19 protein-coding genes are annotated in these 22,859 nt (G+C 61.2%); 8 read left to right on the top strand and 11 right to left on the bottom strand.

Annotation, left to right across the window (positions count from 1 at the left end):
• Window positions 1–42: 42 nt before the first annotated feature.
• Window positions 43–1,695 carry an alkaline phosphatase family protein gene (locus tag HNQ65_RS15910; RefSeq protein ID WP_184340644.1) on the bottom strand — a complete coding sequence of 551 codons (1,653 nt, stop codon included), beginning with the start codon at window positions 1,693–1,695 and terminating at the stop codon, window positions 43–45.
• Between the two features lie 155 nt (window positions 1,696–1,850).
• Between HNQ65_RS15910 and HNQ65_RS15905 the strand changes: the two genes are divergently transcribed.
• Window positions 1,851–2,603, top strand: coding sequence for an ABC transporter ATP-binding protein (locus HNQ65_RS15905; RefSeq protein WP_184340642.1), 753 nt, complete (start codon window positions 1,851–1,853; stop codon window positions 2,601–2,603).
• Window positions 2,604–2,694: 91 nt separating this feature from the next.
• Here HNQ65_RS15905 and HNQ65_RS15900 read toward each other — a convergent pair whose 3' ends face one another.
• Together HNQ65_RS15900 and HNQ65_RS15895 are read right to left on the bottom strand one after the other, a co-directional pair.
• Window positions 2,695–2,964 carry a VF530 family protein gene (locus tag HNQ65_RS15900; protein WP_184340640.1) on the bottom strand — a complete coding sequence of 90 codons (270 nt, stop codon included), beginning with the start codon at window positions 2,962–2,964 and terminating at the stop codon, window positions 2,695–2,697.
• A 23-nt stretch (window positions 2,965–2,987) separates the two neighbouring features.
• Window positions 2,988–3,734 carry a lysozyme inhibitor LprI family protein gene (locus HNQ65_RS15895; RefSeq protein WP_184340638.1) on the bottom strand — a complete coding sequence of 249 codons (747 nt, stop codon included), beginning with the start codon at window positions 3,732–3,734 and terminating at the stop codon, window positions 2,988–2,990.
• Between the two features lie 165 nt (window positions 3,735–3,899).
• Between HNQ65_RS15895 and HNQ65_RS15890 the strand changes: the two genes are divergently transcribed.
• The 3 genes from HNQ65_RS15890 to HNQ65_RS15880 all read left to right on the top strand — a co-directional run bounded on the left by HNQ65_RS15890 (window position 3,900) and on the right by HNQ65_RS15880 (window position 7,010).
• On the top strand, window positions 3,900–4,778 hold the full coding sequence (locus tag HNQ65_RS15890) for a hypothetical protein (protein ID WP_184340636.1): 879 nt from the start codon (window positions 3,900–3,902) through the stop codon (window positions 4,776–4,778).
• 77 nt (window positions 4,779–4,855) lie between these two features.
• Window positions 4,856–6,157, top strand: a complete 1,302-nt coding sequence (locus tag HNQ65_RS15885; protein WP_184340634.1) for a M20 metallopeptidase family protein — start codon at window positions 4,856–4,858, stop codon at window positions 6,155–6,157.
• A gap of 25 nt (window positions 6,158–6,182) precedes the next feature.
• A complete protein-coding gene (locus HNQ65_RS15880; RefSeq protein ID WP_184340632.1) occupies window positions 6,183–7,010 on the top strand; it encodes an NlpC/P60 family protein in 828 nt (275 codons plus the stop codon).
• Between the two features lie 130 nt (window positions 7,011–7,140).
• Here HNQ65_RS15880 and polX read toward each other — a convergent pair whose 3' ends face one another.
• From polX to HNQ65_RS15860, 4 genes are read right to left on the bottom strand one after another with little or no spacing between them, the layout of a single operon-like run.
• Window positions 7,141–8,886, bottom strand: coding sequence for a DNA polymerase/3'-5' exonuclease PolX (gene polX / locus HNQ65_RS15875; protein WP_184340630.1), 1,746 nt, complete (start codon window positions 8,884–8,886; stop codon window positions 7,141–7,143).
• Window positions 8,887–8,937: 51 nt separating this feature from the next.
• On the bottom strand, window positions 8,938–9,708 hold the full coding sequence (locus tag HNQ65_RS15870; RefSeq protein ID WP_184340628.1) for an ABC transporter permease: 771 nt from the start codon (window positions 9,706–9,708) through the stop codon (window positions 8,938–8,940).
• Entirely contained in the window at window positions 9,705–10,562 is an 858-nt protein-coding gene (locus HNQ65_RS15865) for an ABC transporter permease (RefSeq protein ID WP_184340626.1), read from the bottom strand. Before HNQ65_RS15865 ends, HNQ65_RS15870 begins: the two co-directional genes overlap by 4 nt.
• On the bottom strand, window positions 10,559–11,665 hold the full coding sequence (locus tag HNQ65_RS15860) for an ABC transporter ATP-binding protein (RefSeq protein WP_184340624.1): 1,107 nt from the start codon (window positions 11,663–11,665) through the stop codon (window positions 10,559–10,561). Before HNQ65_RS15860 ends, HNQ65_RS15865 begins: the two co-directional genes overlap by 4 nt.
• 86 nt (window positions 11,666–11,751) lie before the next feature.
• Between HNQ65_RS15860 and HNQ65_RS15855 the strand changes: the two genes are divergently transcribed.
• Window positions 11,752–13,005, top strand: a complete 1,254-nt coding sequence (locus HNQ65_RS15855) for a serine/threonine protein kinase (protein ID WP_184340622.1) — start codon at window positions 11,752–11,754, stop codon at window positions 13,003–13,005.
• A gap of 87 nt (window positions 13,006–13,092) precedes the next feature.
• Here HNQ65_RS15855 and HNQ65_RS15850 read toward each other — a convergent pair whose 3' ends face one another.
• Window positions 13,093–14,337: a di-heme oxidoredictase family protein gene (locus HNQ65_RS15850; RefSeq protein WP_184340620.1), complete on the bottom strand. Its 1,245-nt coding sequence runs from the start codon at window positions 14,335–14,337 to the stop codon at window positions 13,093–13,095.
• 105 nt (window positions 14,338–14,442) lie between these two features.
• On the opposite strand from HNQ65_RS15850, the gene HNQ65_RS15845 reads away from it, so the two are divergent.
• Window positions 14,443–14,802, top strand: a complete 360-nt coding sequence (locus tag HNQ65_RS15845; protein WP_184340618.1) for a DUF3147 family protein — start codon at window positions 14,443–14,445, stop codon at window positions 14,800–14,802.
• 44 nt (window positions 14,803–14,846) lie between these two features.
• On the top strand, window positions 14,847–15,950 hold the full coding sequence (locus tag HNQ65_RS15840) for a Gfo/Idh/MocA family oxidoreductase (RefSeq protein WP_184340617.1): 1,104 nt from the start codon (window positions 14,847–14,849) through the stop codon (window positions 15,948–15,950).
• 45 nt (window positions 15,951–15,995) lie between these two features.
• On the opposite strand, the gene HNQ65_RS15835 is transcribed toward HNQ65_RS15840, so the two are convergent.
• From HNQ65_RS15835 to HNQ65_RS15825, 3 genes are all read right to left on the bottom strand, one after another.
• Window positions 15,996–16,553, bottom strand: a complete 558-nt coding sequence (locus HNQ65_RS15835) for a hypothetical protein (protein WP_184340615.1) — start codon at window positions 16,551–16,553, stop codon at window positions 15,996–15,998.
• Window positions 16,550–18,886, bottom strand: coding sequence for a YML083C domain-containing protein (locus HNQ65_RS15830; RefSeq protein ID WP_184340613.1), 2,337 nt, complete (start codon window positions 18,884–18,886; stop codon window positions 16,550–16,552). The genes HNQ65_RS15835 and HNQ65_RS15830 overlap by 4 nt, the downstream gene beginning before the upstream one ends.
• A 96-nt stretch (window positions 18,887–18,982) precedes the next feature.
• Window positions 18,983–21,010 carry a hypothetical protein gene (locus tag HNQ65_RS15825; RefSeq protein ID WP_184340611.1) on the bottom strand — a complete coding sequence of 676 codons (2,028 nt, stop codon included), beginning with the start codon at window positions 21,008–21,010 and terminating at the stop codon, window positions 18,983–18,985.
• 416 nt (window positions 21,011–21,426) lie between these two features.
• Here HNQ65_RS15825 and HNQ65_RS15820 point away from each other — a divergent pair, with 416 nt between their 5' ends.
• Window positions 21,427–22,839: a sulfatase family protein gene (locus tag HNQ65_RS15820; RefSeq protein WP_281382106.1), complete on the top strand. Its 1,413-nt coding sequence runs from the start codon at window positions 21,427–21,429 to the stop codon at window positions 22,837–22,839.
• The last annotated feature ends 20 nt before the right edge of the window (window positions 22,840–22,859 follow it).

Genomic DNA, 22,859 nt, shown 5'->3' with positions numbered 1-22,859 from the left:
CAACTCAGACCTCCAGACTGCGGGCAAGAGTGCCCGCATCACTTATTTCAGCGCACGCACCAGCGGCTTGCCCATGCACATGGGGGGCTCCTGGATGCCTAGGGCGGCGCTGAGGGTGGGGGCGAGGTCGGTGATGCTGAACTCATCGGCGTAGCGGCCGGTTTTGAAGGGGGCGCCGTAGAAGATGATAGGGATATGGGTGTCGTAGGAGAAGGGTGAGCCGTGGGTGGTGCCGGTGGCGGGCTTGCCAGTGCCGGCGATGAGCCAGGGCTTGAGGATGATCACGGCATCGCCACTGCGCTCGCCATTGAAGCCGTTGGCAATGCGCTGGCCGATGACGCCGGGGGCGCGGCCTTCGAGAAGCTGCTGGCGGCTGTAAACGGCGTGCACCACGCCGGTGGAGAGAGCCCACTCGCGGATGAAGTCGGTAAGCACTTCGGGCTGGAGCTTTTTCTCGGCCAGGACGGCGTGGTCGAAGTAGAGATTTCCTTCCACAAGGCGGGGCTTGAGGCTGCCTTTGGGAGAGAGGAAGTAGTGCCCCTCGCCGAAGCGCTCGGCGACTTTGGACTGCAGCTCCACGAGCATGTCTGTGATGGCCGGGCGGCCACCATCGAGGCCCTGCTCCTTGGCATTTTCAGGATTGGGGGCCACACCGTGGTCGGCGGTGAGAACCATGACCACATTGGCCAGACCGACTTTTTTGTCGAGGTAGGCAAAGAGTTCCTTCAACTGGCGGTCCAGGCGCAGGGTGATGTCATGAACCTCCTGGGAGTAGGGGCCGAACTTGTGGCCGCAGTAGTCGATGGATGAGAACGAGACGCACAGGAGATCAGGCTGGCTCCCCTGCCCCAGCTTTTCTCCTTCGATGGCAGCTTTGGCAAACTCCATGAGGAGCTGGTTGCCATAGGGAGTGGAGAGGATGGGCTCGTAGCCTTCCTTCTCCTCCTTGATGACCTTGTGCGGGAAGGTGCTGCCTTTTTCGCCAGCGAGGTGGCTCTCCCCAGCGGACTCGTCAGACTCGGAATACTGTTTCTCATCCAACAGACGCTCCCAGGTCTGACCGACGAAGGCGTCCGGGCGCTTGCTGTCATTGAAGGCCTTCACCCAGGCGGGCAGCTCGTTCTGGTAGTAGCTGCTGGTGATGAAATTGCCCGAGGCGGACTCGAACCAGTAGGCACCGGTGGGCTTCTTGCCAGCAGGCAGGATGGCGCCGCGATCCTTGACGGACATGCTGACCACCTTGGAGCCCCAGTGGAGGCGCATCTGATCCGCCACGGTGGCTCCGGTGAAATTGCGCGGGGACATCTTGCCGGCCTTGGCGTCGGGCTTGGTGCCCACGCCGGTCACGCCTGCATCCTCCACACAGTACATCATCTCGCCGCTGCGCTTGTCGAACCAGTCATTGGCGATGACGCCGTGCATCATGGGCGAGCTGCCGCTGAAGAAGCTGGCGTGGCCCGGCGCGGTGATGGTGGGGTAGTAATTGTACTGCGCGAAGGTCATGAAGGCGCCTTTGTCCGTGAGCTCGCGAAGGCCGCCTTCGACAAACTGAGCGTGGAAGCGGTCGAGATAGTCGTAGCGCAGCTGATCCACGAGGATGGCGACCACGAGCTTGGGAGCTTTGGGCGGCGCGGCATGGGCCGCGGTGAGGCCTGCCACAAGGGCCAGGAGGGGGATCAGTGTCTTGTGCTTCATGGTGAAAATGGAGAGCAGTAAACACCGGCAGCGCAGCGGGTGTTGCAATGACTTTGAGGAGACCGGAATGCGCTGAAGCATGGTACAGGGGTGCAGTCCCGACTTGAACTCACAGGCAACCGCAGGCATCAGGACCGCGTAGGAAGTCCAAACGAATGAGCAAAGCTGAAACCGGCCGTCTGGCGGCACATGTGAAGGGCATCTCCAAGAGCTTTGGAGATGGAGGCGCGCGGCTGCAGGTGCTCAAGGAGATCGAGCTGGAGGTGCGGCGGGGAGACATCACCATGCTGGTGGGGCCGTCCGGCTGCGGCAAGACGACGCTGATCAGCATCATTGCCGGCACGCTGAAAGCGGATGCCGGGGAGCTGCAGGTGCTGGGGCAGGATCTGCGGAAAATGTCCACGGCTGAGATCACGCGATTCCGGGCGCAGCACATCGGTTTCATCTTCCAGTCCTTTAACCTGATCCCGACGCTGAGCTGCGTGGAGAATGTGAGCGTGCCGCTGCTGATCCAGGGCGTGTCCGCCTCGAAGGCCGAGAAGCGCGCCAAGGAGGTGCTGGATCAGGTGGGGCTGGGAGAGCGCACGAAGCACCGGCCCTCCCAGCTCTCAGGCGGGCAGCAGCAGCGTGTGGCGATCGCCCGTGCTCTGGTACATGAGCCGGAGCTGATCATCTGCGACGAGCCCACCGCCGCGCTGGATGCCAAGAACGGGCATGTGGTGATGGAGCTCTTTGAGCACGTGGCTCGTGGGAAGGACCGTGCGGTGCTGATCGTAACGCATGACAACCGCATCTTTCATCATGCGAACCGGATCGCGAACATGGACGACGGGCGCGTGGTGGAGATCCATGATGTGGATGCTGACAACCCACCGCCGGAGCATCTGAAGCACGTGGAGAGGCTTTAAGGAGCAAGGCGCCGGGGGCACACTACCCCGTTCCGCACACGGAGTGTGCGGAACACTCCTCGCTAGGTTTCCTACACTGCGTGCACTTTCATCACTCTGCGCTTCCAGTCTGCGGCTCGCCTTCTTTCTGCGGCTGCTTGAAGTCTGGGAGCGAGTCGAGGTAGAGCGCTTCGACTTTGTCACGAGCCCACTGGGTGCGGCGGAGGAAGGTGAGGCTGGATTTGATGCTGGGCTGCCAGTTGAAGCAGTTGATCGGGATCATGCGGCCGAGCATCTCCCAGCCGTAGTGATCGACGAGCTGGGTGACCATCATCTGGAGAGTGATGCCATGGAGCGGATTTTTGGGGCCTGCGGCGTGCATGGTGAGATGGGAGAGTGGGTGATTTACTGCTGCGGCGCTTCGCCGGATTTTGCCTCTTTAATCACTACGGCCTGCTCTTGCGGCGTCAAAGACTTCACGCGCACGTAGCTGCCGTCAAAATAGGCGCGGGCGCCATGGTAGTAGCCGGTGTTTGCGCCAGTGATCTGGAGCTTTTTGTCGCTCAGGACGAAGCTGAGGTTAGTTTCATCGGGCTTGTCTTTGTCGAGTCCTTTGTCGCTGAACCAGCCTATGGGAGAATTCCAAACGGCGACGCCGCTGAGATCGCCACTGTGAGAGGTGGGGCCGCGTACACACTCGATGTTGAAGAACAGATGGCCGTCCTTTTCGACGATCTGAATGCTGCCGCCACGGCTGTCTGACCAAGCTCCAGTCAGCCCTTCCACGTTCCAATCCTGGATCAAGCCTTTGAGCCACTCAGTGCGCTCGTCCTCCAGACCGGCGGCGGCCTGCAGGTATTCAGGCGCATCCAGGGACAAATCATCCTGGCCGCTGGTCCCGGTAAACTGTGGCGAGCGAGCGAGGTAATCACGATGCTCGACCCAGGCGCGCTGGTCTTCCTTGAGCTTGTTGAAGTCGGCTTCCGACAGCTCCTTTTTAGCAGCGGCCCAGGCTTCATTGAGGGCGTGGTCTGCTTTGTCAAAGAGTGCCTTGGCGGCCTCGCGGGTGAGGGGTTTGTCCTCGGCGAATGCGGAGCCAATCAAAGCCGTCGTGAGCAGCAGCAGAGAGAGAGCTAAAATAGCGGTGCGCATGTGGCATCAGATTAGCTGCGGGCGCTTGGATGTCCACGTTTTGGCTCGGGTTCTTTCGATTTCTTGATCATCAGGAAACGGGTGATTATGAATTCACCTTCACACCTTGATAAACAAGGTTTTACCCCTAGTCTCCGCCGTCTCCGCCCCCCCTCCGATATCTTCATGAATCTCTACGATCAATTCATCCAATGGGCAGGCAGTCTGAATGCGCAGCAGGTGGCGGACTGGCTGCGGAATCTGGAGTGGAACCGCGTGGTGCCGGAGATCACGGGCAAATTTGTCGGCTTTCTGCTGGGCTTTGGGGCGAGCTGGTTCCTGCTCTTCCGCAGGCACCTGAAAGCGCTGGACCGCCTGCGCCGGGGAGACTCTGACGATGTGCTGTTTCAGGCGCACTTTCTGGTGCCCGTGCCGGGCACGGACAAGTACGCCCTCATTTTCCGCAACCTGATGCCCAGCACCACGGTGAACGAGCTCTATGACAACCCGGCTGCACGCAAGATCGTGCGCGAGATGGCGGACATCACCACGCTGCGCAAGCCCGTGCTGCGCACGGAGGGTGTGCTGGGATTTGAGGTGCTCAATGATGCCTTCAACCACATCTCCGGGCATCTGGGCACGACGCCTTTTCCGCGTGAGACATGGCTCTTTGCGATGACGTGCGAGGACCGCCAGGTGGTGCGGCGCAAATGCGTGCGCTGCTTTCTGGTGCGCCCCGCCGAGCTGGAGCGCATGGCCAGCTGGCGCTGGTGCCGCGACCATGTGGTGTGCGAGCTGCCATGGCACTGGTACCGCATCGTGGCGCTGCACCAGGTGGCCACCGTGTGGCAGGAGGAGGAAAAGGCCGCGCAGAATCCCAACCCGAAAACGCAGGGCATGCCGCTGGTGGACAAACACGCCACCCACCGTCGGGTGCGTGCGATGTCCGTGGGCATCTTTACCAACGAGAAGCCCGTGGGCACTCCGGCGGAGATCGACTGGGCCTCGAAAGAATGGGAGCTGAAGAAGCTGGGGCTGGACTTGAATGCGCCGCCGGTGGCGTGAGAAGGCAACTGGCAAGACAAACAGGCGGAATATAGCAAAGCCTGAACAAATCGGCATGGCTCCAACGTCTGCCTGTTATGAAATATCTTTGCCTGCTACTGCTCTCCGCCTCCCTCTACGCTGCAGACACGCGCGATGCGCTGTTTCAAAAGAGCATCGATGAGATGTTTCCCAGGCTGGTGGAGATCCGCCGGGACATTCACATGCATCCGGAGTTGCCGAATGAAGAGGTGCGGACGTCCAAGCTGGTGGCAGACCGATTGAAAGCGCTGGGTTTTACCGACATTAAAACCGGTGTGGCCAAGACCGGGGTGGTGGCCGTGCTGAAGGGTGCCCAGGACGGCCCCTGCGTGGCGGTGCGTGCAGACATGGATGCGCTGCCGATCAAGGAGCTGCGAAGCGCGCCCTACCGCTCTCAAAATCCGGGGGTGATGCATGCATGCGGACATGATGTGCACACGACCTGCGCGCTGGGCGTGGCTGAGCTGCTGATGCGGCACCGGGACCAGGTGAAAGGCAGCGTGAAGTTTCTCTTTCAGCCTGCGGAGGAGGCCATGCCAGCCACCTACAAGGGCGACTGGGGAGCCAAGCTGATGGTGGCGGAGGGGGTGATGGAAAATCCGAAACCTGCGGCGGTCTTTGGCCTGCACACCACGGCGGTAGTGCAGCCTGCTGGTAGCACGGATGACGCGGTGCATTACCTGAAGGCGGGGCAGATCGGCTATACGCCGGGCTATGACAATGCGAACAGCGACCGCTTCCACATCACCATTCATGGCAAGATGGCGCATGGCTCGGCCCCGCACAAAGGCGTGGACGCGATCGCCGTGGCGGCGGAGGCCATCATGGCGCTGCAGATGATCAAGAGCCGCCAGACGAATACGCGGCAGCCGCTGGTAATCAGCATCGGCACGATCAGCGGAGGAGACCGCGAGAACATCATCGCGGAGAAGGTGGAGCTGGGCGGCACGGTGCGCACGTATGATGCGGCCTTTCGCGATGGGGTGATCGAGCAGATGGAGCGCATCCTGAAAGGCATCACCTCGGCCCATGGGGCCACCTACGAGATGGAGTACCGCAAGACGTACCCGAGCATCCACAATGATCAAAAGCTGATCGATGCCACACTGCCGGTCTTTCGCCGGATCGTGGGGGATAAGAACGTAATCGAGCTGATCCCTGGGATGGGCGGCGAGGATTTCAGCTTTTTTGCGCAGGTGGTGCCCGGCTTTTACTTCCGCCTGGGCGTGGCCAATGAGGAAAAAGGCTTCACCTATGGCGGCCACACGCCGATGTATGACTGCGATGAAGAGAGCCTCAAAACCGGGGTGGCCGTGATGGCGGCTGCGGTGTGTGATTTTCTGGATGCAAGCCGCTGACCGCGGCTGCGTTTAAGGGAGCACCATGAAGACCAGCCTGCTTCTGCTTTCCCTGCTGCTTTACTGCAGCGCGCTGACCGCCGCCGACTACCAATCTCCCTACAAGGTGGCCTTCACCTACAGCGACGAGGAACTGATAGGCGACATCTTGAAAGGGCCGCGTGGCAACTGGAAGGAGGAGGCCAGCGTGCCCTATCGAGACTGGTATGATGAAGCCAACCAACGGCGCTGGAAATACTGGGGGCCTGCGGCAAAGCATTTCGGCGCGCCCGCTGGCATGAGCAATAAAAGCCCGGAGTGGTCGCGTCAGCGGGTGATCGCCACCGCCATGCGCTTTGTGGGGTACACTTACCAGCATCATCACGTGCCGGATTGGGAACCGCCAGCGAGCTGGCCGAAGGATGAGAAGCAGACCACGCCTGTGACGAAGGGGGTGGATTGCAGCAACTTCACGGCCTTTGTGTACAACCTAGCGCTGGGCATCAAGCCCACCGGAGATGTGCAGGACCAGGCCGAACTGACCGAGGCTCCTGGCCCGGGAGCGGGGCGAAAAATCTCGGTGAAGCGCATCGAGCTACCCGAGCGCTACGAAGATTTTGAAAAGACGCTGCTCACGGGTGATCTGCTCTTTGTGAAGAGCAACAAGGGCGAGGTGTCCCATGTGGTGCTATGGGTGGGAAAGATAGGCCGCAGCCCGGATGGCGTGCCGCTGGTGCTGGACAGCACGGGCACTGGAACCAAAGACAGCAACGGAGTGCCGATCCCGGATGGTGTGCACCTGCGCCCCTTTAAAAAGGGCTGGTGGTATGCCAGCAAGGCGAGCCACGCGCTGAGGATCATTCCGGAGAAGTGAGGGGAACTGTGAGCCGCAGTTCCGAGCGGTGACGCAGAGAGTTCTTGCAACCGCAGGCCCGCGCGTGCCGCACAGAGGACTGTGCGGACCACTATGATCCGGGGTCAGGAGACCCCGACACCTTGGGGCTTTACCTCGCGCGCTTGGCACGCAACGCCTCTTCGATCTGACCGAGGGGGAGGCAATTGATGATGTCTTTGCGGGTGAGCCAGCCTTTGCGAGCGGCTTTGATGCCGTAGATGACGGCCTGCAGGCCGTGGGTGCTGTGGGCGTCGGGATTGATGCTGCATTTGACGCCCTTCTCCTTGGCGAGCTTCCACCAGCGCCAGTCCATGTCGAGACGCCAGGCGCTGGCATTGAGCTCGATGATGGTGCCGGTCTCGGCGGCGGCATCGATCACGGCGGCGATGTTGACGTTGTAAGCCGGGCGCTGGAGCAGCAGGCGGCCGGTGAGATGGCCGAGCATGGTCACGTTGGGGTTTTCGATGGCGCGGATGATGCGTTTGGTCATCTCGGCTTCGGGCAGGTTGAAGACGTTGTGCACGGAGGCGACGACGTAGTCGAGGCGGCTCATGATCTCGTCGCTGAAGTCGAGGCTGCCGTCTTTGAGGATGTCCACCTCGCTGCCGGTGAAGATGCGGAAGCCTTCCTCTTTCATCTCTTCATTGAGTGCCTGAATCTCCTCGATCTGCGCCAGCAGGCGCTGCTCGTTTAGACCATTGGCCTGGAAGGAGGATTTGCTGTGATCGGCGATGCCGAGGTATTGCAGGCCCAGTTCATGGGCGGCGTGGGCCATCTCGCGCAGAGTGGCACCGCCATCGCTCGCTGTGGTGTGATTATGAAAGACGCCGCGCAGATTTTCCAACTGCACCAGATGAGGCAGACCGCCATGTTCGGCGGCTTCGATCTCGCCTTTGTTTTCGCGCAGCTCGGGGTCGATGAAGTCGAGGTCCAGCGCGCGGTAGAGCTCGGCTTCATCATGCACAGGAGGAATGACGGGAGCATCGGCATGATCCGGCACCGGGGTGAAGGCATACTCATTGAGCGACCAGCCACGGGCCAGGGCACGCTGGCGGATGACGACATTGTGCTCCTTGCTGCCGGTGAAGTAAACCAGCGCAAAAGGGAACTCCTTGCGAGAGACGGCGCGGAGATCGCACTGCACGCCGTGCGTGGCATGCACGCTGGCCTTGGTGGGGCCTTTGGCAATGACGTCCACGACGATGGGGAGCTGGACGAAGGAGTCGATGACCTCCTCCGGGTGCTTGGTGGAGACGAGGAAGTCGAGATCGTGCACGGTTTCCTTGCCACGACGGAAGCTGCCGCAGACCTCGGCGTGGGAGACGTGCGGATGCTGGCGCAGGGCCTCCAGAATCTCCTGCGCGAGGGCATGCACCTGATCCTGGCGAAACTCGGCTGCGTGCTGCTCACGGAAGGCGATGCCGTCGAGGATTTTTTCAACTGTCTTGCCGCCGAAGCCGGAGAGCTTGGCGGCCTCGCCGCTCTCGCAGGCGCGCTTGAGGTCGGCGATGGAGGACACGCCCAGCTCAATGTGCAGAGCGGCCACTTTTTTGGGACCGAGGCCGGGGACGTCGAAGAGATCAAAGAGGGTGTCTGGAAACTCTGCCTTGAGCTTCTCATAAAACTCCAGCTTTCCGGTGGTCGCCATTTCGTGGAGCTTGTCGCGCAGAGCCTCGCCGAGGCCCTTGATGCCGGCGAGCTGGTTTTCGGCGGCCATCTGCATGATGTCGCCGCTGAAGCTCTCGACGATCTCCGCGCCGGTGCGGTAGGCGCGCACCTTGAAGGTGTTTTCCCCCTTCAGCTCCAGGAGGAGGGCGATGCGTTCAAAGATGGTGGCGGCGTCTTCACGGGTCATGCGTGCATGATGGCACCTGTGCTGAAGGTGAACAAGGAGCTTCGCTGTGTATCAAGCACGGCGCTGAAGGCGTGAGCTGACGGCGGCGATGACGAAAGTGCTGGCAATGAGCAGCGTGCTCAGGGCATTGATGACCGGCAGCGTGCGGCTGGTGCGCATCATGCTGGCGACGCGCAGCGGCAGCGTGGTGGTGCCGGGGCCGGAGACAAAGAAGGTGATGACGTAATCATCCACTGAGAGCGTAAAGGCCAGCAGGCCACCGGCCAGCACGCCGGGCAGCAGCAGCGGGAGCAGCACCTTTCTCACCGCCTGTGCACGCGTAGCACCAAGATCTTGCGCGGCATCGAGCAGCGTGAAGTCAAAGTCCTGCAGGCGACCAAGCACCACCATGGTGACAAAGCTGAGGCAGAAGGTAACGTGCGCGATCCAGATGGTGAGCAGCCCGGTCTCCACGCCGCTGAGTACAAACAGGGCCAGCAGCGACATGCCCATGAGGATGTCCGGCATGACGAGCGGCAGGGTGATTAGGACTTGGTGCACGTTTTGCAACCAGGAACGGAAGCGGTGCAGCACATACGCCGCCAGCGTGCCCAGCACCATGGCGGCGAGCGCTGCGGAGACGGCGATCCGGAGCGTGAGCCATAGAGACGCCCACACCTCGTCCGCCGCCCAGAGCTTTTCATACCAGCCCCACGTAAAGCCCTCCCAGGTGCCGCCAAAGCGGGAGGCATTGAAGGAATTGACCACCAGCACCACGAGAGGTGCAAAGAGAAAGAGTACCACGCCCCAGGCAAGGAGAGCAGGCAGGCGGGAGCGTCTCATGCGCCCTCCTTTCTGCCGATGCGCTGCCACACAGCCACCACCAGCATGGGAAGCAGCACCGCGAGCATCATGCCTCCAGCCAGTGCACTGGCATGGGGAAGATTGCGGTCTGAAAAGACGCGCTGGGCGATCTTGGTGCCCAGCATATCATCGGACACTCCCCCCACCATCTGCGGAATAACGTACTGCCCCAGGCTGCACACAAAGACCATGACTGCAGCGGAAATGAGGCCACGCTGTACACCGGGCACAAAGACTTTGGCAAATGCCTGCAGCGGCCGGGCCCCGAGATCGCGTGCGGCATCGAGCAGGCCAAAGTCGAACCTCTCCGCGGCAGCATAGAGCGGCAGGATGGCGAAGGGCAGCTGGGTGTACACCATGACGAGCAGCACGGCGCCCGCATGATGCAGCAGCACGGCATTTTCAGGCAGGAGATGCAGAGAGATGAGTGTCTGCGTCAGCGGCCCCTCGGGATGCAGGAGGGACTTCCAGGCAAAGATGCGGATGAGGAAATTCGAAAGAAACGGAATGACCACCAGCAATAATAGCCACTGCCGCTGACGCTGACCGGCGCGCGCAATGTGAAAGGCCATGGGCAACGCCAGCGCCAGACAAAAGAAGGTGGTGGCCGCACTGACCCATACCGTGCGCCAGATGATGGGCAGATAGGCGGGATCTCGAATCTCCTCCAGCGTGGCCAGAGTCCACCCAGGGCCCACACCGCCCTGCAGGTCTGCAGGGCGGAAGGCTGTGACAAAAACAAGGATGGCCGGGATGACAAAAAATAGACCCAGCCACGCAAGCGACGGCAGCGAGAGAAGCCACTGCGATGATCCCTGGCGCTGCGCCCTCATGCGGCGTCCTCCAGCCGCACGACACGGCCTTCATCGGGATGGAAACTCATCCACACCTCAGCCCCGCGTGCGGGATCGATCTCTCCTCCGCTTAAGCGGCTGCGCTGGAGTTGCGCCAGGATGCTGTGCTCTCCTGCACGGATGCGGTAGCGTGTGTGCGAGCCGAAGTAGGCGATGTCCTCCACGATGCCGCGAAAGGCGTTCACTCGATCTCCACTGGAAGGGCGTGCAAGGGTAAGGCTGATTTTTTCCGGACGCACCATGAGGCGCAGCGGCTGATTGGCAGAGACAGCACCATTACTCTGCACGAGCGGGCTGCCGAGCCCTTCGATCAATACGCGCAAATACCCCTCGTGCTGAAACTCCTGCGCCACACCAGTGAAGAAATTGGCATCCCCGATGAAGGAGGCCACAAAGCTGCTGCGCGGATTTTCATACAGGCTTGCAGGAGCGTCCACCTGCTCCAGCCTGCCGCTGTTGAGCACAGCGATGCGGCTGCTCAGGCTCATGGCCTCGCCCTGGTCATGCGTCACATAGATGAAGGTGGTGCCCACCTGCTCGTGGATGGTATTGAGCTCCATCTGCATGTGCTGGCGCAGCTTGAGGTCGAGCGCGGCGAGAGGCTCGTCGAGCAGAAGGACCTGCGGACGCTTTACCAAAGCACGGGCGATGGCCACGCGCTGGCGCTGGCCGCCGCTGAGCTGGGCGGGGCGCTTGCGCGCGTGCTCGCTGAGGCGCACGAGATCGAGCATGCGGTCCACGCCGCTGCGGATCTCCTCTCGCGGGCGGCGGCTCATGCGCAGGCCAAAGGCCACGTTTTCCCACACGCTCATGTGGGGAAAGAGCGCGTAGTTTTGAAAAACGGTGTTCACCGGCCGCTGCTCAGGCGGCAGGGCGGTGATGTCCTGCCCCGCCACCAGGATGCGACCGCGGTCCGGACGCTCAAAACCCGCGATCATGCGCAGCAGCGTGGTCTTGCCGCAGCCGCTGGGTCCCAGGAGGGAAAACGCCTCGCCCTGCCGGACGCTCAGAGAGACATCATCCACGGCTCGCTGGGGGCCGAAGGATTTGGAGACGTGGTCAATGACTAGAAAATCGTCCATGAAGCGGTTGGAGAATACTGTAGCCTGCAAATATTGGATGTGGCAAGAAGCTTGCGGGATTGAAAGGAACAGGCGAGCTTTACCGAATGTCCAACCGTTTTGAAATCCTGCGTCCTCTTGAAGAAGACACGGCCAGCAAGCTGCTGCTCGTGCGCGACAACAAGCGTGAAAATGAACTGCGGCTGCGGCGCTTCAAGACCCAGAAGCCGGAGGAGATCGAAGGACTGAAGGAGCTTTTCCGCCAACTGGCCGGGCTGGAGAACCCTCATCTGGACCGGCTGATCGACTATGGCGCGGACAAAGATGGCTTTTACACCATCGTGGCCGGATCCCTGCCAGGGGAGTCGCTGCCTGAGGTGCTGGAGCGCGGACCGCTCACAGAAAAGGAATTCACCGCCCTGGCAACACAGCTGCTGGACGTGCTATCCGCACTGCATGAAGGTGCCATCGTGCACGGCAGCCTGCGCCCGGAATATGTGCGCATCAGCGGAAAATCTGCCGCCGACTGGCAGGTGACGCTGCATGGCTTTGGCCAGGGCTTTGCTGCCAAAGACGACAGCCCCGAGGAGCAAATACGAGCCTACCGCTGCGCCGCACCTGAGCAGTGGCAGGATGGCACGACACGACGCCGCACCGATGTCTATGCCCTGGGCTGCATCCTCTATGAGGCACTGACCGCTCGCGCTCCCTTTGATGCGAGGGTGATGAAGGAACTGCGACTCAAACATCTGGGTCATGACATGACACCCCTGACCAAACTGGCCTCCCATGTCCCAGCCTGGATGACTGCCTGGGTGATGCACCTGATGGCCGCCGATCCTGAGCAACGCCCGCGCAAGGCTGCGGCTGCACGAGAGCAGTTTGAGAAACAAGAAGCGCCGCAGACCGTGGAGACGGCCGCACGCCCGCAGCCTGTGCAGCAGGCACCAGTGCCAGCCCCTGCCCCGACACCTCCAGGCGTGGGAATGCCGCCGCCGCAAAATCTGCGCTCTGCGCCCATCATGCTGCCGAGACCGCAGCCAGGCGCGCATAATGCGACATCCAGCACGATCCCCATTGCAGCCGGGCCCCATGTGGCGGCAAACCGGCCCAAACCAGGCACCACCAATCCCGTCATGCCCGCGCCACGCAGAGCCCCCTCCCCTGCACCGGCCCCACGCCCAGCGGGAGGCAAAGCAGCACCAGCCTCCGCCCCGTCTCTGGTGGAAAAGCTCAAGAAGCAAAAGCCGATGGTAATCGCTGCGGCAGCAGTGGTTCTGCTGCTGGGTCTGTTTGTGATCTCACGCTGCGGTGGCCAGCCTGAGCCGGTGAAGAAGAACGCCGGCCAAGTGAAACGCTGAGCGTTTTCATCGTTCCTTCCCCGCACAAAAAGTGAAGCAGGCGCCTCCGCCTGCTTCACCCCTCCTCCCAATCATCTCCTGACAAAATTAGATCGACATGAGGAAATCGAGCAGCTGCTGCACCTGCTGCTTGCTCAGCTTGAGATAGCGGTCTTTGGAGGCTTTGGCCTCGCCATCGTGCGCCTTGATGGCTTCATCGACGGTCTGTGCACGCCCATCGTGCAGATAGGGTGCGCTGGCACGGAGGCCCCAGAGAGGCGCAGTCTTCATCTCACGAACATCAGCCGCTGACTGGGCGATGCCGTCTCCGAGAGAGCCCATGTCATGCAGCAGCAGGTCGGAGAAAAGCCAGACCTCCTGGTGATCAAGTGCGGCCACTTTGTTGGGACCGGTGATCATGAACGGCACATGACAGACGGCGCATCCGGTGTTTTGAAACACGCTCCGACCAACCGCAGCAGAGTTCGACAGCGGCAGACGTGGAGGTGCCCCGAGGAAGCGCATAAAGTCCGCCACACGATCTATGTCTCCCCTGCCCGTTGTGGGATCGACGACATCTTCAGGGTCCACAACGGTATCATATTGCGCGAGGAGCTGTGCATTTCCATTGGGGGCGTTTTCCACAGGAAAGAGCCTGTTGGTGATGCCCATTTCATTGAGGTAGGCATCTCCGGCAAAGCTCAGAAGTGTGGCCTGCTGCGCCTTCCAGCCAAAGCGGCCGATCAGCGTTTTCCCCGTGGCCGGGTCCGCCACTTTGGCCACTTTTCCCAGCACGCCATCCACGGGGGAACGCTTCACATTCTGCAGGATTTGATCTTCGGGGATGGCTTCGATCAAACCCAGACCAAAGAGCGGGGTGGAGTTGCGCTGAGCCACCACATTGGCCTCCTGTGGCACCACCTCATGCAATGCGGGATTGATCTCCATCTCCTGCTGCAGAGAGCCGCCGAGCGAGGTCAGCGGATTGAAAACTCCGCCATCAGTGCGACCAAAGCGTGTCACGTTGATAGGGCCCGAACCACCTGTGACAGGTGCGTTGTGGCAGGTGACGCAGGAACTGCGGTTGAAGATGGGCCCAAGGCCGCTTACCTCAGTTTCTGAATCTTCGAAATCATCTTTACCATCCAAAAAGGCGGCCAGCTGGGGTTTGGTAAGCCCAGGCAGAGGGTCGCCAAACTGCGGCTTGGCCGTACTGGGTGGCGGAGGCGGCGGGTGGGGTGGATGCTGCGGCCGATGCGCTGGATGCCGGGGCGGCATCTGAGCCAGGGCATGCGTCCCAAAGGAGCAGGCCAGAAGAAGCGTAAGATAGGTGGTGAGACGTGGCGCTTTCATGGCAGGGTAGGTTGTCTGCAATCACGCCCATGCGTGATATCGTTGATCTGGGAAATCCCGTGCCGCAAAATTCGTTACTGACTTTCTCCAAAATACACGCCCGCCATGACCTTGAAGATCATCATCAAATATCTCCTCAGCGCCGGCATCATCACGCTCGTGAGCGAGATGGTAAAGCGCAGCGACAAGCTGGGCGCGCTGCTGGCGGCGCTGCCTTTTGTGAGCATCATCACGCTCTTTTGGGTGCACTATGAAAGCGCGCCCGAGGTGCGTGCACAAAAGACGGCAGACCACATGTACTACATCTTCTGGTATGTACTGCCCACGCTGCCGATGTTTCTGCTCTTTCCTGCGTTTCAGCGCTGGTGGGGCTTTTATGGCGCGCTGGGCGGCAGCGCGGTGCTGACGCTGCTGCTGTTTGCGCTGCTGCGCGCCATCAGCGCACGTTTTGGCCTGATGCTGTGAGGCTGCGGGCTTGACGGCAGGCGCGGCCGCGTGCTTCGTCAGAGATGAACACCAACCACTGTCGCTGGGGCATCCTGGGTGCCGCCTTCATCGCCCGCAAAAACTGGCAGGCCATCCGGGATGCCGGGAACGCCTCCCTGGTGGCTGTGGCCAGCCGCGATCTCTCGCGCGCACAGGCCTTCATTGATGAATGCCAGAGCAGCGCACCGCATGCGGTGGCGCCGGAGGCCATGAATGATTACAATGCACTGCTGGCACGCACAGACATCGACGCCGTGTACATCCCGCTGCCTACCGGCCTGCGCAAGGAGTGGGTCATCCGCGCCGCCGAGGCGGGAAAGCATGTCCTGGTGGAAAAGCCCGTCGGGGTGAATGCGGCGGATGTGGCGGAGATCATCGCAGCCTGCGAAAAGCATGGCGTTCAGTTCATGGACGGTGTGATGTTCATGCATGGCCGCCGCCTGAAGCATCTGCGCGGAGTGGTGGACCGTGATGTGGGCCCAGTGCGCCATATTTCCACGCAGTTCAGCTTCATGAGCGACGATGAATTTCAGCGCAGCAACATCCGCGCGCATGGCAAACTGGAGCCTCTAGGCTGTCTCGGAGATCTGGGCTGGTACTGCCTTCGATTCACGCTCTGGGCCATGAACTACGCCACGCCCGTGGAGGTGACAGGCCGCATACATTCACAGACGCAGCAGACGGCGGATTCATCACCGGTGCCACTCGAGTTTTCCGGCACGCTAACTTTTGCCGACGGAGCCAATGCCTCCTTTTACTGCTCTTTCACCACGGCGAATGCGCAGTGGGCCATCGTCAGCGGCGGCAAAGGGCTGCTGCAGGTCTCCGACTTTGTGCTGCCCTTTCATGGCAGCCAGACGAAGTACAGCCTCACGCGTTCCGAGTTTGAGCTGGACCGCTGCAAGGCCAGCATGCATGAGGGCCGCACAGCAGATGTCATCGACGAGCCAAGCAGCAACGCGCCGGGCTCTCAGGAGTCGGGCTTGTTCCGCACTTTCTCCGAACTGGTGCTTTCCGGGAAGCGCGATCCGCACTGGCCGCACATCAGCCTGCAGACACAGCGTGTGCTGGATGCCTGCCTGGCCTCGGCGCAGGATGGCAGCAAGGTGGTGAAGCTGGTGGCGTGATCAGAGGTCCGGCACCTTGTCCATGCGCCGCGCCATGTTGATCACTCACTTTTTCAACCGCTTGAGGCAGGAGGGCTCAGTCCACCTCCAGAATTTCGGTTCCAGCAGGCGCGCGTAGTTGGCAGGGGTGGAATCGAGATGACTATGAGCACCGTCCTTGTCCGGCTTCACCGTTCCTTGAAGCTGACCGGCCTTGATCGCGGCGGCCACGGCGTCGTGATCGATGCTCCAGGAGAAAAGCACGCCATCGTCCGCCAGGCGGAAGAGCATGAAAGACTCGCCGCTCTTTTTGGCCTTGGGATCGCGCACGACTGCAAAACAGAGCTTTTCTTCTTTGTCTGCCGAAGCCTCGCGGATGCTGATCTCCAAGGGCTTGTCATCTTTCTTTCCAGGCTCAGTGACCACGAGCAGACCTTTGGCGGCATCTGTCACGACCAGATGGAGCACATCATCGTCATCCACCGGAGTCCAGTCACCGTTCCAGTCGCTGACATTGAGCGCCTCGGGCTTGAGGCCAAAGTCATCGTCCACCGTGGTTTCAGGACAAGACGTGAGACCGCACACCGCAAGTGCGCAGGCCAGGATGCGAAGCACCGTTTTCATGGTCGTGGAGGAGCTGGACTGGCTGCCGCAGGCGCGAGCTGATCGCGCAAACCGGTGGCTCCAGGTGGCAGGGAGAGAGTAACACCTCCACCGCTTGGAGGGACGCCCTCAGGCGGAGCAACGAGGGGGATGGCCTTGGGTACTTCAGGCTGAGGAGCCACAGGGGCTGTTTGGGGAGCGGGCATATCGACGACTCCAGCCTTGGGCGGAGCCGACACTGCTGTCGTCTTACCGGACTTGGCAGGAGCGGCGGCAGGAGCCTTGAGCGGCTGCGCGGCCTCCACTGGAGCAGAGTGCTGCTTTTTCTGCCAGAGCGCGGAGCCAGAGAGATGCGCGCACATGGCCCCCAGAACCATGGAGCCGCTAAGAAAGACGGCGGCCTTCAGCCAGATGGGAACGTTTTCCCGTGGAATGAGATGCTCTGGCAGCGTGGGCGGAGCGGAGGCTGCGGCACGCGCCCAATCGGGAGCGTCTGGAGGAGAAGGCTCGGCACCTCCATGACGGAAGAGCAGTTCGGCAAAGCCGATGGTAGGCTCCTCCGCCCCACGTGCCGCACCGCCGGTGGTGAGAGCCACGGGCGATCGCAGAGGCTCAGTGGCAGAGATCGCGATAGGTTCGCGCTTGGGCGCAGGCTTGGTGACTGGGACTGTTTTAGGCGCGGGCTTCAAGCCGAGGCCTGCCAAAGGATCTGTCGTGGCGCTGCGGACAGGTGCGGAGGGCTCGACCGGTTTGGCCAAGTCATAGTGCTGAATGATGCGCGCGTATCGGGCTAGAAAGTCGCTGCGCTTGGCGGGTTTGGCCTCGCTCATCTTGGCGATCTCGTCATCGAGCAAACGCGCTATGGTTTCCCGCTCACGTGCCCCGCCGGCTTCGGGCTCCTGAATGGTACCGGGAGGGGACTCAAAGCCAAGAAGGAACTTGGCCAGCGCGGAGAGCCAGCTGGCATGCCAGACCGTGCCGCCTGCGGAGCCTGACTGCAGAGGCAGGAGCACCGCGGGATCGGTGCCACGACCAGACATGGAAGCGAGCGTGGGATGGGCACGCACCATGATATTGAAAGCGGGCCACTCATTGAGCCGTGAGACGAGCAGCTTGGTGCTACGGGTATCCTCGCGGGCAAAACCGGTGAGAAGGAAGATGTCCTCCAGGCGCAGCTTGCTCACGGGCAGTGCGGAGTTGTCCAACTGGGTGAGAGCGGTGTCCAGGCCCGCGAGTACGAGGTAGGCCTCATGCACGTCGAGACGATGACGCTCGCGGATGAGGTCTGCAAGGCTGATGCCCTCAGCCACCTCCTCCGCCATGCAGGTGATGTCGTCCGATTCATTGACGAGAGCGAGTGTAATGAGGCTGGAGCAATCCCTCTGCTTTCCGGCTTTGAGTGCTGCGTCATCCGCCTCTTTGACACGAGAATGGGCTACGCGCTTTGGAGGGACCTGCTCGATGAGCACTGCGCGACCAGTCTTGGTCAGTGTGCCGCGCATGCTGTAGGGGTTGGCCATGTCCAGCCGCTGGCTCTGGATGCGCACCAGATTGACGAGACCACGTGCCACCTCCTGGTAGCCCGCCAGCAGTGGAGCGAGCAGGGCACGCGGTTTTTGTGGCGCGGGGATTTCTCCCGAAAGATTTTCGGGCGCGAGCTTTTGCAGGCTGGCACGGAGCTCACGCATGGCGGCGATGACGCCCACCCCGGCGCTGGCCAGGCAGGAGCCAAGCAGCTCTGCGTAGTCTGCAGCGGGTAGCATGTGGTCTGGCAAAGTGCCGCCCTGCTCCACCAGGAAGGTGCGCAAAAACTTTGCCTGTTTTTCAAAGCTGGTCTTTAGCGCACGCTTTTTGCCCGCGCTGCTGTCGATGATACGAAAGTCCGCCGCCAGGACCTGCACGGTCTGCGGAGCAGTCTGCACGATGCGCAGACTTTCGAGAGGCACATCGGTGATGAGTTCCCCCCGTTCACAGAGAGCCACGGCCGTCTCCACCGCACGAGTAGCGATCATGATGGCCAGCCAGCCAGGCAGGTCCTGCTGACGCGCTAGGTAGGAGCGGAGCGTCTCGCCATCGATGCTGCTGGTGATGTAGAAGGGATTTCCCTCGTCCTCGCCAAATTCGACCATGCGAGCGAGCGTGGGATGCCCGCGCTTTTGCAGTGACCGAGAGATCTCTTCAAAAGCCGCACGATTGGCCAGCGGCTCGAGGAGCACGTGGCAGTGCACATACTCCAGTCGCTGGGTATCAAACGCCAGAACAGCCACCTGCTCGGAATTGCGGACGAGCTCGACGTTGTTGCCGTCGGCGTCCTGAACGATTTGATAATGCCTGAATAGACTCGGCTCCGACATAGGGGGCTCTGGGAGAGTGATGTAGCAACTATCCTGCCATCCTGAGGATGTTCAAGCCAGCGTTTCCTCCTGTCTCGCAGCGATTTCGTGGCTTTTTCACGAAGGCGGCTTCCAGGCAGCGATGGCATCTGGCGATCTGCTCCGCATGCCGAGGCGCTGCGTGCTGAACTCATCTGGGAGCAGGATTTCGGTGGCACCACCGTAATTCAGAGCGCCGAGAAAGTGGGTCTCGGTGCGCTCGGCGGTCTCTGCAAGCCAGGCAAAGGCGCGGTGGTAGAGGCTGAGGAAGGCGTCCACGTATGGTGCCACGCAGTCAGAGGTGAGTGAGGCCATCTTGAGGCCGATGCCACGCATGCTAGCAGCATCTGCCAACGTCATGGAAACGCCAGGCATCTCCGGAAGCTGTCCGGGCATAAGGTGTTTGTTAAGCATGATGGTCTTGCCATCGTCTGTGAAGGGAAAGGGGGCGCCGTCCATGGTGGACATGATCTGGCGCAGAAGATTTAGCATCTTGGGCACAACGGACTGCAGCGCGGTCAGGAAGGCGCTGGGATCGTCCACGTTGGCAAATTTGGCTCCCAATGTCTGAAAAGCGAAGAACAGCGTGAGCAGTTCGCGGAACGAAGTCAGAGCCCCGCACATGGCCTCGTAAATGGTGACCCAGGCGGGGAGATCCCGGCGGCGTGCGCGGAGCCAGTCACTGAGGTCTGCGGGATCGCTCCACCAGAGCATACCCAGGGCGGCGGCAAAGCGGCGCTCCAGGACACGCTCGCGCTCCTGCAACGGGCCTTCCATGTGCTCCATGACCATGCGCTGGCAGGCGGCCTCCGCACGCAGGGTTGCGGGGGTGGAGTCTGCGGTGCCAAACTGCATGCGGGAGACGGTGAACCCGGCGAGGCTGAGAGTGGCGGCCGCCTCGAGGTCACGACGGCGCTGCCAGGCCTGATTCCATTCCTGCAGGGCCACCTTGAACTGCGGGCCCCAGAGCATCAGAGCCTCGCGCGCCTGCAAGATCTCGCGTTGGAGTTCGGAGAGCGCCGTGGCGCTGTTGGGTGTGCTGCACAGGCCGCACATGGCACGCTCGGGATGGGCCAGCCCGCCAAAGTAGCGACGGATGATGAGAAGAGACTCCTCTTCTCTCCGGTTTTGATGGATGACCTCTTCGTCAGCCACCATGCGGTGCTCGTGCAGGTTCAGGCCCAGTTCGTGCTGATAGTAGAAGTAGCTAACCTGGCGGGAAAGATCGACAAACTGGCGCAGGATGGAGGCAGCAGGCTGCTGGAGTGGCAGGTGAGCCACGATGGATGCGCCTCTGGCCTCTTCAGCCTCCTCCTGAATAGTGGCAGCCAGGCCGGCGGCGTTTTCCCCTGCTGCCTCTGCGCGCGCCGAGGCACGAGTCTTAGCGGCTGCGGCCACATGACGCGCCATGAGCAGGGAGAGATTTTCCGGCAGGCGGTGCTGAGCCACGCCGCGCTGCACCTCAAGATCGGCCGCCTTGCGGGCCTCAATGAGCAGGTCGAGCTTGCGCTGCATGCGCTCATGACCGCCTTGGCCGATGACATTGGCCGAGCAACGTGCCGCGGTCCGGCGCACGAGGCGCAAGGTTGCAAGGCTGGCCAGTTTGGAAACGATCGCGAGGCAGATAAAGGGTATCCTGGCCAGCCACATCCAGCCGCGCAGGCTCTTGCGCGTGAGCCGCATCCATTCGGACTGGCGCTGTGGTCTGCCACCAGGGGCGATCTCCCCCGGGAGACTTGGCTCCAGAGCCACGTCAAAAAACCAGTCGTTCATCTCGCGCACGGCATGCACAAAGAGCGTGCAGAACCCGGAGACGTTGTGGCTTAGCTCCTGGGCCAGCAGGCCACCAAACTCCCGGGATGAAATGACCGAAACCACCGGCAGGCCGATGTGCAGTACCGTCTCTCCCGTTAGAATGCCAGCCAGACCGCCATGCATGGAGCAGCGCACGGTGGTGGAGGTGTCCAGCCAGACTTGCTGCGGTGCCGGAGCCCGCAGGTGCCAGCACATTTGGTAGATGAGATCGAAGAGCTGCGGCTGGGTGGCTGGACTGACCTGAACCGCCGCCCTGGGGTGACGAGGACGCGGACGGAGCGGACGGAGCATCAGTATCCATGTCCCCCCGCAGAACAGAAGTTTCAGGAGCTCGGGCAAAGTGCGCCAATGCCACAGGCCCTTGGCTGCCAGACCGCCGGTAAAAAGCCAAATCTGCCAGCACAGCCACACCAAAATGCTCCCTACCAGCAGGAAGTAACTGAGTTGCAATGCCAAAGTGACCACAGCTGAAATCACCAGAAATGCGAAATGCAAAGGCCCGCGCCATGGTGCAATGCGCACTGGCTTGTCAAAATTTGGCTGTGGGGCTTGAGTAACCGGCATGAGGGGGCCGCGGCGTCTGAGGGCGACACCTATGCACATAATTAACTATGTTAAATATGGTAATTCTAGTTAATTATTGATGCTTGGGAGCCTTTAGCAGCCAGTTATGGGCAAGTTCGTTCCTGAAGCCCCGTTTTTCTGGCATGCGGACCCTTTTTATCCTCTTACTAGGGCTGGCCGACCTAACTTTCGCCGCCCCAAGGCGAGGTCCGATCAACCTAGTCTTTATTTTGACTGACAACCAAGGGGCTTGGACGCTGGGGTGCTATGGAAACCCAGACATCCGGACACCCAACATCAACCAGATGGCAGCCGAAGGCATCCGGTTTACCCATGCGCTGAGCAGCAATCCGGTATGCTCGCCCACACGAGCCACCTTTTTGACTGGGCTGATCCCCTCCCAGCATGGAGTGCACTCCTTTCTGGACCCAAAGTACATGATGGGACCGGAGGCATATAACACCCTGCAGGAATTCACCTCCTTGGGCGAAGTGCTGCACGCCGCCGGATACACCTGTGGGTTGAGTGGCAAATGGCATCTGGGAGCGAACATGACGCCGAGCGAGGGCTTCACCACCTGGACGACAAAACCGGATGGCAGCACGCAGGAATTCTACGATCAGAAGGTGATCGAAAACGGCCAAATGCGTGTGGAAGCAGGCTACACCACAGATTTTTGGACACGGAAAGGAATCGAGTTCATCCAGGCCTGCAAGGAACGGCCGTTCTTTCTTTTTCTGGCCTACAACGGTCCCTACTCGCTGGGCAAGCTGATGCTGAACGAAGCGCGCAACCGCCATGCGGCTTTCTATGCGGACAAGCCGCTGCACTCTTTTCCCCGGGATGCCATGCACCCCTGGCAGCATGACAACAAGGCCTTTCACAACACCGATGCCGCACGCCGTCGCATGGCCAGCGAGGTGAGCGGCGTGGATGATGGCGTGGGCGAGATCCTCACGGCGCTCAAAGCGAACGGGCTGGATGACAACACGCTGGTCGTTTATGCCAGCGACCAGGGCTGGATGGGAGGCCAGAACGGCATGTGGGGCATGGGCGACCACTTTCGCCCCATTGGAGCGCATGAACTGATGATGCAGATCCCCTTCATCTTCCGCCAGCCTGGGGCCATCCCACCAGGCCAGACCTGTGATGCGCTGGTGAGCAACTATGACTTCATGCCCAGCGTGCTCGCTCACCTAGGACTGGGAGACAAGATGCCTCAGCAGCCAAAGTCACCGGGGCGTGACTTTTCCCCTGCCCTGCGCGGCCAGCCGCTGGCAGGCTGGGACAACACGGTTTTTTACGAAATGGAAACCACCCGTGCCATCCGCACAGAGCGCTGGAAGTATGTGGCGCGCATTCCCAGCGGTCCCACTGAGCTTTACGACATGCAGGCTGATCCGCAGGAGCGATTCAATCTATTCGGCCAGCCCGGCACCGAAGAAACAACAACTGATCTCTCGAAAGAGCTGGAGGCGTTTTTCGACGAGTATGCTGATCCTAAATACGACATCTGGCATGGCGGTGGCTCAAAGGCCAAACGCCATGCTCCGTGAGTCGCGTGCGCTAGATCATG

It is taken from the genome of Prosthecobacter vanneervenii (genome assembly GCF_014203095.1).
GTDB classification, from domain to species: Bacteria; Verrucomicrobiota; Verrucomicrobiia; order Verrucomicrobiales; family Verrucomicrobiaceae; genus Prosthecobacter; species Prosthecobacter vanneervenii.
The sequence above is the reverse complement of the archived record's forward strand: the minus strand, read 5'-3'. Positions and strand labels throughout refer to the sequence as shown.

Excerpts from the sequence above, each read along its gene's own strand:
- HNQ65_RS15910 (WP_184340644.1), bottom strand. The coding sequence starts at position 1,695 with ATGAAGCACAAGACACTGATCCCCCTCCTGGCCCTTGTGGCAGGCCTC.
- HNQ65_RS15905 (WP_184340642.1), top strand. The coding sequence starts at position 1,851 with ATGAGCAAAGCTGAAACCGGCCGTCTGGCGGCACATGTGAAGGGCATC.
- HNQ65_RS15900 (WP_184340640.1), bottom strand. The coding sequence starts at position 2,964 with ATGCACGCCGCAGGCCCCAAAAATCCGCTCCATGGCATCACTCTCCAG.
- HNQ65_RS15895 (WP_184340638.1), bottom strand. The coding sequence starts at position 3,734 with ATGCGCACCGCTATTTTAGCTCTCTCTCTGCTGCTGCTCACGACGGCT.
- HNQ65_RS15890 (WP_184340636.1), top strand. The coding sequence starts at position 3,900 with ATGAATCTCTACGATCAATTCATCCAATGGGCAGGCAGTCTGAATGCG.
- HNQ65_RS15885 (WP_184340634.1), top strand. The coding sequence starts at position 4,856 with ATGAAATATCTTTGCCTGCTACTGCTCTCCGCCTCCCTCTACGCTGCA.
- HNQ65_RS15880 (WP_184340632.1), top strand. The coding sequence starts at position 6,183 with ATGAAGACCAGCCTGCTTCTGCTTTCCCTGCTGCTTTACTGCAGCGCG.
- polX (WP_184340630.1), bottom strand. The coding sequence starts at position 8,886 with ATGACCCGTGAAGACGCCGCCACCATCTTTGAACGCATCGCCCTCCTC.
- HNQ65_RS15870 (WP_184340628.1), bottom strand. The coding sequence starts at position 9,708 with ATGAGACGCTCCCGCCTGCCTGCTCTCCTTGCCTGGGGCGTGGTACTC.
- HNQ65_RS15865 (WP_184340626.1), bottom strand. The coding sequence starts at position 10,562 with ATGAGGGCGCAGCGCCAGGGATCATCGCAGTGGCTTCTCTCGCTGCCG.
- HNQ65_RS15860 (WP_184340624.1), bottom strand. The coding sequence starts at position 11,665 with ATGGACGATTTTCTAGTCATTGACCACGTCTCCAAATCCTTCGGCCCC.
- HNQ65_RS15855 (WP_184340622.1), top strand. The coding sequence starts at position 11,752 with ATGTCCAACCGTTTTGAAATCCTGCGTCCTCTTGAAGAAGACACGGCC.
- HNQ65_RS15850 (WP_184340620.1), bottom strand. The coding sequence starts at position 14,337 with ATGAAAGCGCCACGTCTCACCACCTATCTTACGCTTCTTCTGGCCTGC.
- HNQ65_RS15845 (WP_184340618.1), top strand. The coding sequence starts at position 14,443 with ATGACCTTGAAGATCATCATCAAATATCTCCTCAGCGCCGGCATCATC.
- HNQ65_RS15840 (WP_184340617.1), top strand. The coding sequence starts at position 14,847 with ATGAACACCAACCACTGTCGCTGGGGCATCCTGGGTGCCGCCTTCATC.
- HNQ65_RS15835 (WP_184340615.1), bottom strand. The coding sequence starts at position 16,553 with ATGAAAACGGTGCTTCGCATCCTGGCCTGCGCACTTGCGGTGTGCGGT.
- HNQ65_RS15830 (WP_184340613.1), bottom strand. The coding sequence starts at position 18,886 with ATGTCGGAGCCGAGTCTATTCAGGCATTATCAAATCGTTCAGGACGCC.
- HNQ65_RS15825 (WP_184340611.1), bottom strand. The coding sequence starts at position 21,010 with ATGCTCCGTCCGCTCCGTCCGCGTCCTCGTCACCCCAGGGCGGCGGTT.
- HNQ65_RS15820 (WP_281382106.1), top strand. The coding sequence starts at position 21,427 with ATGCGGACCCTTTTTATCCTCTTACTAGGGCTGGCCGACCTAACTTTC.